Origin of the sequence: Caproicibacter sp. BJN0012, from assembly GCF_035986805.1 — a bacterium.
Taxonomy (GTDB): domain Bacteria; phylum Bacillota; class Clostridia; order Oscillospirales; family Acutalibacteraceae; genus Caproicibacter.
Map to the genome: position 1 here is coordinate 2,113,762 of NZ_CP142518.1, position 12,432 is coordinate 2,126,193.

General features: G+C 56.7%; 11 protein-coding genes. 1 reads left to right on the plus strand and 10 read right to left on the minus strand.

Features of this window, described 5'->3' with window-relative positions:
* Nucleotides 1-97: 97 nt before the first annotated feature.
* From spoIVA to VA597_RS10200, 3 genes are all read right to left on the minus strand, one after another.
* On the minus strand, nt 98-1,582 hold the full coding sequence (gene spoIVA / locus VA597_RS10190) for a stage IV sporulation protein A (RefSeq protein ID WP_128742700.1): 1,485 nt from the start codon (nt 1,580-1,582) through the stop codon (nt 98-100).
* Between the two features lie 54 nt (nt 1,583-1,636).
* A complete protein-coding gene (locus VA597_RS10195; RefSeq protein WP_326974538.1) occupies nt 1,637-3,172 on the minus strand; it encodes a DUF3794 and LysM peptidoglycan-binding domain-containing protein in 1,536 nt (511 codons plus the stop codon).
* A gap of 117 nt (nt 3,173-3,289) precedes the next feature.
* Entirely contained in the window at nt 3,290-3,574 is a 285-nt protein-coding gene (locus VA597_RS10200; RefSeq protein WP_128742702.1) for a hypothetical protein, read from the minus strand.
* Between the two features lie 242 nt (nt 3,575-3,816).
* Between VA597_RS10200 and VA597_RS10205 the strand changes: the two genes are divergently transcribed.
* Complete coding sequence (locus VA597_RS10205) at nt 3,817-5,502, plus strand: M3 family oligoendopeptidase (protein WP_164919027.1); 1,686 nt, start codon at nt 3,817-3,819, stop codon at nt 5,500-5,502.
* A 492-nt stretch (nt 5,503-5,994) separates the two neighbouring features.
* Here VA597_RS10205 and groL read toward each other — a convergent pair whose 3' ends face one another.
* From groL to VA597_RS10240, 7 genes are all read right to left on the minus strand, one after another.
* A complete protein-coding gene (gene groL / locus VA597_RS10210; RefSeq protein WP_128742704.1) occupies nt 5,995-7,626 on the minus strand; it encodes a chaperonin GroEL in 1,632 nt (543 codons plus the stop codon).
* A gap of 50 nt (nt 7,627-7,676) precedes the next feature.
* Nucleotides 7,677-7,961 (minus strand): co-chaperone GroES, encoded by a 285-nt coding sequence (locus VA597_RS10215; protein ID WP_128742705.1) that lies wholly within the window; start codon nt 7,959-7,961, stop codon nt 7,677-7,679.
* 121 nt (nt 7,962-8,082) lie between these two features.
* On the minus strand, nt 8,083-9,009 hold the full coding sequence (locus VA597_RS10220) for a diacylglycerol/lipid kinase family protein (protein WP_128742706.1): 927 nt from the start codon (nt 9,007-9,009) through the stop codon (nt 8,083-8,085).
* Nucleotides 9,009-9,419 carry a DUF6483 family protein gene (locus VA597_RS10225; RefSeq protein WP_128742707.1) on the minus strand — a complete coding sequence of 137 codons (411 nt, stop codon included), beginning with the start codon at nt 9,417-9,419 and terminating at the stop codon, nt 9,009-9,011. Before VA597_RS10225 ends, VA597_RS10220 begins: the two co-directional genes overlap by 1 nt.
* A 21-nt stretch (nt 9,420-9,440) precedes the next feature.
* A complete protein-coding gene (locus tag VA597_RS10230; RefSeq protein WP_128744296.1) occupies nt 9,441-10,559 on the minus strand; it encodes a THUMP domain-containing class I SAM-dependent RNA methyltransferase in 1,119 nt (372 codons plus the stop codon).
* Nucleotides 10,560-10,639: 80 nt separating this feature from the next.
* Entirely contained in the window at nt 10,640-11,173 is a 534-nt protein-coding gene (gene hpf, locus VA597_RS10235; RefSeq protein ID WP_128742708.1) for a ribosome hibernation-promoting factor, HPF/YfiA family, read from the minus strand.
* Nucleotides 11,174-11,260: 87 nt separating this feature from the next.
* Entirely contained in the window at nt 11,261-12,424 is a 1,164-nt protein-coding gene (locus VA597_RS10240; RefSeq protein WP_128742709.1) for an amidohydrolase, read from the minus strand.
* Nucleotides 12,425-12,432 lie beyond the last annotated feature (8 nt).

Below are 12,432 nucleotides of genomic sequence, written 5' to 3' on the forward strand. Positions count from 1 at the left end.
TTTAACAAATCTGCATCGTTCTATCGTTCAATGATGTGCAAACGGGCAAGGCCCGGACACATGGCCGAAACCTGTGCCGGGCCTGAATCAGGATTTCTTAAAGAATAATACAGATCAATCCATTGCAGCCTTCGTTGATGATCCGCTCAATGGTTTCCCGAACCTTGTCGCGCGCGTCTTCCGGCATCCGGGTCAGCTTGTTGTGAAGCCCTTCGTTGACCAGCTCATGCAGGCTCTTCCCGAAAATATTGGACTCCCAGATCTGGGAAGGATTGGATTCAAACTCCTTGAGGATATACTCCACCAGCTCCTGGGACTGCTGCTCGGAGCCGACGATCGGCGTGATCTCCGTCGTGATGCGCGTCTTCATCATATGGATGGATGGCGCCGCCGCCTTCAGGCGGATTCCATATTTTCCGCCCTGCCGGATGATTTCGGGCTCTTCCAGGCTGAGTTCGTCGATGGTGGGCATGACGATCCCGTAGCCGTTCTCCTGCACATCCCGGTAGGCGTCCCGGATGCGGTCGTATTCCTTCTTCATTTCCGCCATCTTGAGCACCTGGTCCATCAGGCTGCCTTCGTCGCTGATCTCCAGCCCGGTCTTTTCCCCGAGCACCTTGTAGAACAGATCCGGCAGCAGCGAAAGGCCGATCCGCGCGTGTCCGCAGCCGAGCTCGATGGATTTTGTCTTCGCCGAATCGACATACTCGCACTGCCCGACTTCCCCGATGATGTTCTCCACTTCGCGGATCCTGCCGACCTTCGAGGCGGCCGACTGAATGGCGGAGTAAACGGCGCTGCGGAGCCAATGGTCTTTTTCCAGGCCGGAAAGCCATTTCGGCATGTCGATGCGGATTTCGCGGACCGGGAACTCAAACAGGATCTTCGCGAGGATCGTCCGGATTTCCTTCTCTTCCATCCTCAGGCAGTTGACGGGCAGTACCGGCACGCCGTATTTTTTCTGAAGCTGCCCCGACAGGGCGGCGGCTTCGTTTGTCTCCGGATCGACGCAGTTCAGCAGAACGATGAACGGTTTGTCGATCTTTTTCAGCTCGTCGACGACGCGCTCCTCCGCTTCCTCGTATTCCTCGCGGGGGATGTCGCTGATGCTGCCGTCGGTGGTGACGACCAGGCCGATGGTCGAATGCTCTGTGATCACCTTTTTGGTGCCGATCTCCGCGGCCATGTTGAACGGGATCGGGTCGTTGTACCACGGGGTCCGGACCATGCGCGGGTTGTCGTCCTCAATATACCCCAGCGCGCTGGGGACGATATAGCCGACGCAGTCGATCATTCGCACGGCGAAGGTCGCCGTCTGGTCGATGCGGACGGTCACGGCCTGCTCCGGGACAAATTTCGGCTCCGTGGTCATGATGGTCCGCCCTGCCGCCGACTGCGGCATTTCGTCAACCGCCCGGTCGCGCTTGTAGTCGGTATCCATGTTCGGGATCACGATGGTGTCCATGAAGCGCTTGATAAAAGTGGACTTGCCGGTTCTGACCGGTCCGACAACCCCTATGTAAATATCGCCGTTGGTTCGCTCCGAAATATCTTTGTAGATATTGCTGCTGTGTTCTTCCATTTTACCTCCCCCTCAGGCTGAGATGAATTCATTCCGGTGCCGGTTAACCGCTTTCTACATGGGAATCAGCAACATTCCCCTGCTTTCCATCACGTCGCCGGTCATGCCGTTTTCCTTTTTGATGGTGTCCACCGAGGTGCGGTAATCCCGGGCAATATTCCAGATGTTCTCTCCGGCTTCCGCATAGTAAATGCAGAGCGCCGCGGAATTGTCGCGGGCGACGGGTTTTTCTTCGTCCGCCGTGACCGTCGTAATCGCCTGAAAGGTTTGCCGGCTGTAGATTTCCGCCGTGAGGCGCAGTTCGGTTTTCGCTTCGACCCCGCTGCCCATGATCCGGAAACTGATTCCGCCGACTCCCACCTGGGCTTCGCATTTCAGGTTATCGCCGGAACTGTTGCAGGCGCGGGTATATTCAAAATCGAGCAGGCGCTCGAAATAAAACGGCTTGTTTTCCTCGTTCAGAGCCAGAACGCAGAGGCTGAATTTCCCCTTGAACGTGATCTGACCGCCTTTTGTCTCGGCGGACGCAGTGCTCATTTCATTCCAGACGTCGATCACCTTCGATACCGTTCCGTCTTCCACAGACAAAGTATTTTTCTGTACCGTGGTGTCTCCGACCAGCTCCGTCAGGTTATCCATCGTTTTCGGCTTGGATTCGATCTTCAGGTCGTAATCCCTGGAATAGGCGTCGCTGACCGCCGTCACTTCGGCCCCCTGATAAGCGGCAGCGCTGGCAAACAGGCGGACCTGCGTATCGAAGAACGTCTTGTCGCCGGAATAATCGTTTTTAACCTGCGCTTCCACGCCGATCACCTCTAGCTTCACGTCGCAGAGGCAATCCTCCGTGACCCCGGCGCAGTCGAGCATCTGCGTAAACGGAATCGTGAACTCCATCGCTTCCGGCATACTGTTCTCTTCCGTCGTATCATAAAGGAATTTAACGCACACCTCGCCCTTGACCATCAGCTTTCCCGCCGTGATCTTGAAATCCTGAAGAACGGCAAAGGCGTCGGAACGCATGATATTGTCCGCGGGCGGCTTTCCTCCCCCCAGCTCCAGAATTTCGTCCACGCTGAACTGCTGCTGGCAGAAACCGGCCAGGTTGTTGACCTTCATTGCGGTCTTCTGCTGCTCGATATCGGAGCCGACAATATTCCCGACGACCTCGGAACGGCCCTGAACCACGACCTTCGCGCAGACGGAAAAGGCGCCGTGGATGTCCAGACGCCGCGGGCTTGTCGCGCGGCAGTTGATATATTCCACGCGCGGAAAGGCGTAAATCTCCGCGTTTTCAACCGCCTGTTTCAGGGCGATTTCCGTTGAGAATGTGTCGGTGCTGTCACAGAAGCGGATACGCGCTCCGTCCGGGTCGAGATAAAAGACCTTTACGGTAAAGCCTCCCTCCAGCATCAGACGGTCGCCGGAGATCGACCGTGACCCGATTCTCGGGTAGATCTGGCATTTTAAAATACGCTGTATATCCGGGCAGTAATCCGGCAGACTGATGTTGAGATCGACAGGCTGCTCCTGGCATCCGTCGAAGACGACTTCGCCGACTGCCATCGCCTCGCGGTCAAGCATATAATCCATAAAGGCCCTCTCCTTTTTTTATTTCTACGTAATTGTTATTCCGGTCTTGTCTTATTTATGCCACGGAAATGGAAAAAATCGGCGGCCGGGAAGGCGCCGGGCGGACCTTCCCCGGCTTCATCTGGACGGTTTGCCGTTCTTGACCCTCAGCACCGCGCTGTAAGCACCGTTGGACGCAAGCGCGACCAGGACCGAATTCAGCGGGATCGCCGCGGCGGTCGGCACTGTGAGCCCGCCGGTAAAATAGGTGGCCGCGTAAAGGATGACGAGGGCGATGAAATAGCTCAGCCACTGCGTCGGCAGCCTCTGAAACGTATTTTTCAAAAACTGCGTGATGATTCCCGTCGCCGCGGAGCATCCGGTAAAAGTCACCAGAGTTGACCAGGAAAAAAATTCATTCATATTCATCTTCTCCTCAGAGTTCCGGTCACAGCCCTTTGAATTTGGGGCTGAGCGGTATTGATTCGTTTATCACCATTATATGGCCGTTTTTCCGTTTCATGACTTTGGCACGGCCTGCGGAATCCGCCGGTTGATCCAAAACGGCAAAAGCCGCGTGCTTCCGTTTTTCCGTTTATTGTATTATAATGGAAATACGAATCCGGACCGTTTCAGGCGAAGATGCAACGAAAAGGAGAGATAGTATGAAATTTTCCGAGATGGAATATCAGCGTCCCGATCTCAGGGCCATACAGCAAAGCTATCGCGAGATCACGGCGAAATTCCCTGCCTGTTCCGGCGCGGCCGAACAATATGATCTCATTCTTCGGCACGAGGCGCTTCTGAGCCGTTTTCAGTCGATGGGAACCATCGCCTCCATCCGCAACAGCATCGACACCGCAGACCCGTTCTACGAGGAGGAAATGGCCTTCTTCGACTCAAACAACCCCGTTTTTGAGGAATCCGTACAGAGCTTTTACAAAGCCGTCGCGGCGTCCAAATTCAGGAAAGAGCTGGAGCAAAAAACCGGGAGCCTGTTCTTCCGGAATCTTGAAATCTCTCTCCGGTCTTTCTCTCCCGCCGTCATAGAGCTGAAGAAAAAGGAAAACGCGCTGGTGACGGAATATGAAAAGCTCCTCGCCTCCGCGAAGATCGAATTCCGCGGAGAGACCCTGAACCTTTCGGAAATCCAGAAATACCAGGTTTCGCAGGACCGGCCGGCCCGGAAAGAGGCGTGGGAAAAAACCGCCGGGTTCTTCCTTGCGAATTCCGCGCGGCTGGACCAGATCTACTCGGAGCTCGTCCAAAACCGGACCGCCCAGGCGAAGCTTCTCGGGTACGACAATTACGTCCGCCTCGGTTACGACCGCCTGGGCCGCAACTGCTACGGTCCGGACGAAGTGAAAAAGTTCCGCGACCAGGTGGCGGAGGACCTCGTCCCGGTAATCGCCGAAATCAAAAAGGGACAGGCCGAACGCCTCGGCCTGCCCGATCTGAAATTCTACGACGACAACAATCTTTTCCCGGACGGAAACCCCGCGCCGAAGGGCGGCCGGCAAACCCTGGTGAGCCAGGCGCAGAAAATGTACCGCGAAATGAGCCCTCTGACCGGAGAATTTTTTGATTTCATGGTGGAAAACGAGCTGTTTGACCTTGACAGCAAAAAGGGGAAGGCCGGCGGCGGCTACTGCACGGAAATCCCGGATTTCGGATCCCCGTTCATCTTTTCCAACTTCAACGGGACGGCCGGCGACGTGGACGTCCTGACCCACGAGGCAGGCCATGCCTTTGCCAGCTATCAGGCCCGCAGGCTTCCGCTGCTGGAGCTGAGGACGCCGACGATGGACGCCGCGGAAACCCACTCCATGTCGATGGAGCTTTTCTCCCGCCGCTGGGACCCGCTGTTTTTCGGGGAGGATACGGAAAAATTCCACCTGTATCAGTTGGAGAAAGCCATCGGTTTCATCCCTTATGGCTGCCTTGTGGACGAGTTCCAGACCGCCATGTACGAGCAGCCGGACCTCACGCCGAAGGAACGGAAACAGGTCTGGAAGGAGCTGGAAGCAAAATACCGCCCGTGGATCGATTTCGATCATCTTCCGTTCTTCGAGGACGGCGGAGGCTACCAGCGCCAGCACCATATCTACTCGTTCCCATTGTACTATATCGACTACTGCCTCGCGCAGACGGCGGCGCTGGAGTTCTGGATCGATTCGGAAAAAGACTGGGACGGCGCTTTTTCCCGCTATCTCGCCTTTGTGGAAGCCGGCGGAAGCAGGACCTACGAGGAGCTGGTCAAATCCGCGGGGCTTGCGTACCCGATGGAGGAAGGCTGCGTCCGCGCCCTGAGCGATCAGATGCTGAAATGGTTCCGCAAACACTCCAAATAGACCTCAAAGCAGCGAAAGCCGCCGCTCTCCCATTCAGGAGCGCGGCGGCTTTCCATTGGGAAAAATCGGAAACGGGTCTTGCAAAAAGATGGAAAAGCGTTATAATAGATTTTATAAGGCACAAATAAAAAGTGCAAAGCAGGAGCAAGGTGCTAGCACACCCTGCTCCCTGCATACGGAGAAAGGCCCTCCATACGCAACGGAATATCCGCGCAATGCAACCTTATTATACTTCCAACTGCCGATTTTGTACAGAGGCAAGTATTCTGTTTGTTGCACTTGTCCGTCGGGGCGCTGTGTTATGGGAATGGAATTCCGTAACCGCGCTCTTTTTTGCTGCCTTATCATCGGCGCGCTGCGGGGGAGATCCCCCAAAGATCGTCCTCCCGCAGGCATGCCTTTGATAAGTTTGTGAAAAGATGGACTCATAGAAGGGGAGAACGGACGCGTCCGGCGCGTCCGTTCTCCCCTTTGTGTGCGTATTGTGCTGGATTAATACATTCCGCCCATGCCGGCGTCCGGAGCGGGAGCCGCAGGAGGAGTGGGTTCTTTCTTGTCAGCGACGAGGGATTCCGTGGTCAGCACCATGGCCGCGACGGAAGCCGCGTTCTGCAGCGCGGAGCGGGTGACCTTGGTCGGGTCCACAACGCCGAAGCCGATCATGTCGCCGTACTTGTCGCTCTCAAAGTTGTAGCCGTAGCCGGCCTTGCCGGTTTTCAGAATGTCGTTGATGATGACGGAGCCTTCCAGACCCGCGTTGGCAGCGATCTGGCGGACCGGCTCTTCCAGAGCGCGGAGAACGATCTTCGCGCCGGTCTTTTCGTCGCCTTCGGACTTCTCGACAAAGTTCTTGACATCCGTGATCGTGTTCAGAAGGGCGACGCCGCCGCCGGCGACGATTCCCTCTTCCACCGCGGCCTTGGTCGCGGCCAGGGCGTCCTCGACGCGCATTTTCTTTTCCTTCATTTCGATCTCGGTCGCTGCGCCGACCTTGATGACGGCTACGCCGCCGGAGAGCTTCGCGAGGCGCTCCTGAAGTTTCTCCTTGTCATAATCGGAGGTCGTCTTTTCGATCTGGGAGCGGATCTGGCCGACGCGGTCGGAGATCTTCTTCTTGTCGCCCGCACCGTCGACAATGATGGTGTTCTCCTTGTCCACTTTGACCTGGCGCGCGCGTCCGAGCTGATCCATCGTGGCATCCTTGAGCTCCAGCCCGAGGTCGGAGGAAATCACCTGGCCGCCGGTCAGGATGGCGATATCCTGCAGCATTTCTTTTCTCCTGTCGCCGAAGCCCGGGGCTTTCACGCCGACGCAGGTAAAGGTTCCGCGCAGCTTGTTGAGGATCAGGGTGGAAAGAGCCTCGCCCTCGATGTCCTCAGCGATGATGACCAGCTTCTTGCCGGACTGGACGATCTTCTCGAGAAGCGGCAGGATCTCCTGCACGTTGGAGACCTTCTTGTCCGTGATCAGAAGGTAAGCGTCGTCAATGACCGCTTCCATTTTCTCGGTGTCCGTTACCATGTAAGGGGTGACATAGCCGCGGTCGAACATCATGCCTTCCACAACCTCGGAGTAAGTCTCCGCCGTTTTGGATTCCTCAACGGTGATGACGCCGTCGGAAGTGACCTTCGCCATCGCTTCGGAAATCAGTTTGCCGATAAACTCACTTGATGCGGAAATCGCCGCAACGCGCGCAATGTCGTCCGGGCCGGAAACTTTCTTGGAGTTCTTCTTCAGCGCATCCACCGCGACATCGACGGCGTCCTGGATGCCGTTGCGGATCGCCATCGGGTTCGCACCCGCCGTGACGTTCTTCATGCCTTCGCGGATCAGCGCCTGCGCGAGCAAAGTGGCGGTCGTGGTGCCGTCGCCGGCCACGTCGTTTGTCTTGGTGGCAACTTCCTTGACAAGCTGCGCGCCCATGTTTTCAAACGCGTCGTCCAGTTCGATTTCCTTCGCGATCGTCACGCCGTCGTTGGTGATGAGCGGAGCGCCGAACTTTTTGTCGAGAACAACATTGCGGCCCTTGGGGCCAAGGGTAATCTTAACCGTATCGGCAAGCTGATTTACGCCGTTCAGCAGCGCTTTTCTGGCTTCCTCGCCGTAGATAATCTGTTTTGCCATAAATCTGATTCCTCCAAATTTTAATATTTGTTAAGGCATGGGCAGTTTTTTCATTCCACGACCGCGAGAATATCGTTCTGGCGGACCAGAGTATAGTCCGTACCGTCCAGCTTGACTTCCGTCCCGGCGTATTTGCTGCAGATGACACGGTCGCCCTTTTTCACGTACATGGTGACCTCCTTGCCGTCCACCAGTCCGCCCGGGCCGACCTCGACGACGTCAGCGATCTGAGGCTTTTCTTTCGCGGAGCCGGCCAGGATAATGCCGCTCTTCGTGGTTTCCTCCGCTTCTTCCATTTTAATGAGCACTCTGTCCAACAAAGGTTTTACAGTCATAATATGTCCTCCTTAATCATTATTGCATTTAGCACTCATTAACCTTGAGTGCTAAGATTATTTTATCTGCTTCCCCACTAAAAATCAAGAGGTTTTTTGAGAAAAAGCAGGATTTCACAAATTATTTACAAATTCCTTCCGTCCCATTCTCCGGAACGATAAACCGTGCGGCTCCGGGAAGAATTTGGAAACGGGCGGCCTTGATCAAAGCGACGTCTCCGTCCCGGTTGGAAGCGACGGGTTTCTCCGCGACGATCTCCATTTTTTTCCCGCGGCGGAAGGTCAGGATTTCTTCGAATTCCTTCGCCCCGATATGCCGCCCCGCCTTGTACAGGCCGACAAGCCTCGGGATCTGATAAAGCGGCGGCTTCCGGATCAGGATAAAGTCCAGCAGGCCGTCGTCCGGGACCGCCTGCGGCGCGCCCCGGTATCCCCCTCCGTAGTACTGCCCGCTGGCGGCCAGGGCGAAAACGAAGCACCCTTCAAAGGTTTCGGAATCGTCGATCCTGACGCGCAGGTTGTCCCCGATCCGGCCGAGGAGGACCCTCAGAAGCGCCAGATCGTAAGCGGCGGGACCGCTGACAAGCGGAAGGCGCTTGATGCGCTCCATATACAAAGCCACCATCGCGTCCATGCCCACGGAGCACAGGTTGATCGAGAGCCCAAGCCCCGTGCGGATCAGGTCGACTGGCCGCGAAACCCCCGCAAGCTGCCGTTCGGGGGAGAGGAAATCTTCCATCGCGCCGAAAATTTTAATATAATCATTGCCGGACCCGCAGGGAAAAATTCCGATCTCCACATTCTTTTTCCCCGCGGCGCCCTGGGCGATTTCACCGAGCGTCCCGTCTCCGCCAAAGGCGTAAATTCTGACCGGGTCCCCTTTTTCCGCTTCCCTTTCGGTCAGCCGGATCGCCTCTCCCGGCTCCCGCGTCAGGTAACAGGCGGGATTCAGTTCCTGCGCCATAAAAAAGCGCCGGACCGCCGGAAGGACGGTCTCAGCCGCGTTCTGTTTGCCCGCGGCGGGATTGACGATCAGGACATAGCGCATCAGGGTTCCTCCCCCGGCGCCGACTGAAACAGGTCGGACAGCGGAATCCCGAACCGGCCGGCGGCTTCTTTCAGGCCGTCGCCGATCTCCCCGCGTGAAAAGCCGCAGCGCTCCAGCGTGTCGTCGTCGAGCGCGTTCAGCCTCGAATAGAAGTCGACGGCCATCTCCAGATACCGCCGGTCGCGTGAATCCATCCGTTCGAACAGCAGATTTTCCGCTTCGTTGATCTGATTTTCCCGAATCAGCTTCACCAGCGTCTGATGCAGCCGGTATGCCGAATCTTTCTTCTCTGCTTCCGAAATTTCAAACTCCGGAGTTTTTTTATTCAGCACGGCTACCGTGAGAAAATTGACGATGCTCTCGATCTGCCTCATCACCCAGTCATCCTGAAACAACTCTTGCTCCCCCATTTCCGGCGCCTCACGCAGCCGTTATTTAAAATACATGTAGTACTGGCACCGGATCATCCCGTTATAGAGCTTTCTCCGCTTGTCCGCTTTGCGCCCGAAGCAGGCCTCAAAGGTCTCGTCCGGACTGATGACGGAATAGCTCCAGAAATGTCTGCGTTCAAAAACCTTCCCCATCGCCCGGTAAAGCTCCCGCGCCTGGTTCACATCCAAAAGCCGTTCTCCGTAGGGAGGGTTGCAGATGACGCAGCCTGATTCGCCGTCCGCCCGGAATTGGGAAATTTCCTTTTTTTCAGCGCGGATGCAGTCCCCGACGCCGGCTTTTTTTGCGTTCTCCTTCGTCAGGGAAACCGCCGACGGGTCGCTGTCATAGCCGAAGCCTTCAAATGAAACGTCCCGCTTTTCCAGCTCCCTCGTACGCTCCCGCTCCCTTTGCCAGACCGCTTTCCCAATGCGGGAAAACCCTTCGGCCGCAAAGCTGCGCCCGATCCCCGGGGCGATGTTCCGCGCGTGTATCGCGCCCTCGATCAGGATGGTCCCCGAACCGCAGAACGGGTCGATCAGCCGGGCGTCCCTGCGGACGCGCGAAAGCGACGCCATGGAGGCGGCAAGCGTTTCCTTGATCGGAGCCACCGCCGAATTTGCACGGTATCCACGCTTGTGCAGCCCCTCCCCCGAAGTGTCGATCATCAGGCTGACCCGGTCCTTCAGAATCAGGAACTGAATCTGGTATTTCGTCCCCGTCTCTTCAAACCACTGCAGGGAATATTTCTGTTTCAGGCGTTCCACGACCGCCTTTTTGACAATCGACTGGCAGTCAGGCACACTGGCAAGCTGGGAGGACAGGCTGGACCCTTTTACGGGGAACGCGTCCCTCTTTCCGATCCAGCGTTCCCACGGCAGCGCCCGGACTCCCTGGAACAGCTCTTCAAAGCTCCGGGCGGGGAATTCGCCCATCAGGATCTGGATCCGCTCTCCGCACCGGGACCAAAGGTTGGAGCGGACAAGCATTTCCTCCGATCCGGCGAAAACGACGCGGCCGTTCTGTGCCTCCACCTCCTCGGCTTCCATGCGCCTGAGCTCGTCCGCGACAAGGCCCTCGACCCCAAGCATGCAGGGACAAACCAGTTTAAAATCCTCCATCATACCTCTCCTCAGAAAGAAGGGGGCCGCGCTCTGCAGCCCCTTTCCATTTGTTTTAGTATTCTTTTTTTCAAAAGAGTTTATTCCGCATCCGGCGTCAGGAGCCCATAATCCCCGTTTTTCCGCTGATAGACGACATTGATCTGGTTGTCCTCCTGGTTGCGGAACATAAAGAACTGGTGTTCCAACAGGTTCATCTGCAGGATCGCCTCTTCCACGCTCATCGGCTTGACGGAAAAATGTTTCGTCCGGACAATTTTATATTCCTCCGGCTCTTCCTTTTCCCCTGGGGTTTCCCTAAAATCCTCATCAAAAGCCAGACCGTGAATCCGTTTCGCAAGGCGTGTCTTGTTTCTGCGGATCTGGCTCGAAAGCGCGTCAATCACGTCGTCCAATGCGTCGTTCATCTCATCGGCAGTCGCTTCCGCGCGGTAAAACATCCCGCGTGACCGGATCGTGATCTCCACGGTCTGGCGGTTTTTCAGTACGGTTACGACGACTTTCGCCTCGGCATCTTCATCGAAAATGCGGTCAAAGCGAGAGAGTTTTTTCGCTGCAAGATCCTTGAAATGATCCCGCAGGCTGACTTTTCTGCCGGTAATCGTGATCTTCATGACAACATCTCCTTAAGCGTACTTGGAAGGAAATCATTCCCCGCCTATACTATAACATACGCCAAAGGAAAAAGAAATAGAAAGCTCTCAAATCGCCGTGAAAGCGATTCTTCCCCCCGCAATCACGCAGAGCGGTTTCGATTCCAGGCGGAGAGGATCCGTTTCAAACGCCACGAGGTCCGCGTCCTTTCCTTCCTCAATGGTGCCGACCCGCCCGTCGATGCCGCAGATTTTCGCCGGATTGACGGTGATCGCGCGGAGCGCCTCCTCGTGGTCCATTCCCTCGCGCACGGCGAGGGCGGCGCAGAGCGGCAGGTACTGGATCGGCGTGACCGGGTGGTCCGTGACGATCGCCGTCGGGATGCCGGCCTTCGCGAGAATCCCCGGACAGGACGGCGTCAGGTTTTTTAATTCCGGCTTGCTGCGGTCGCAGAGGATGGGGCCGGACAAAACCCTGACATGGTCGCGGAGCAGTCCGTCCGTAATCAGATGCGCTTCCGTTCCGTGGACAATCACATAGTTCAGACGGAATTCCTTTGCAATCCGGATGGCCGTATAGATATCGTCGGCACGGTGCGCGTGAAAATGCACCTCGATCTCCCCGCGGAGCGCGGGAAGAAGGGATTCGCTTTTGATATCGAAATCCGGAGGGTCCGTCTCCTCGTCGGCTTCCGAGCGCTCCAGGTCCTCCAGATACCGCTTCGCCTTGAAAAGTTCGGACCGGATCAGGGAAGCCGTTGCCATCCGGGTGGAGGGGGCTTCGTTTTTTCCGTGATAGACGGTTTTGGGGTTCTCTCCAAGCGCCATTTTAATGGCGAGAGGAGCCTTGACGATCATGTCGTCGATCCTGGTGCCGTAAGTCTTGACCGCCGCCATCTGCCCCCCGATGGGGTCCGCGCTGCCCGGCCCGGTCACCACCGTGGTCACTCCCGCGGCCAGCGCTTCCGAAAAACACCGGTCCATCGGGTTGATGGCGTCCACGGCGCGCAGCTGCGGGGAAACGGGGTCGGTCTCCTCGTTTCCGTCGTCGCCTTCAAAGGTGAGCCCGTCCTCCCACATGCCCAGGTGCGTGTGCGCATCAATAAAGCCCGGGTAAAGCCCCGCGCCGCGCAGGTCCAGCACCTTTTCACCGGAAAAAGGGGCGAGGGAACCGGCGCAGACCGTCTCGATCCTTCCGTCCCGAATCCTGACGGAGCCCTCCGGTATGGCAGTTCCCGCCATGGTATGGATTTTTGCGTTGCAAATCAGCATAACAGCCT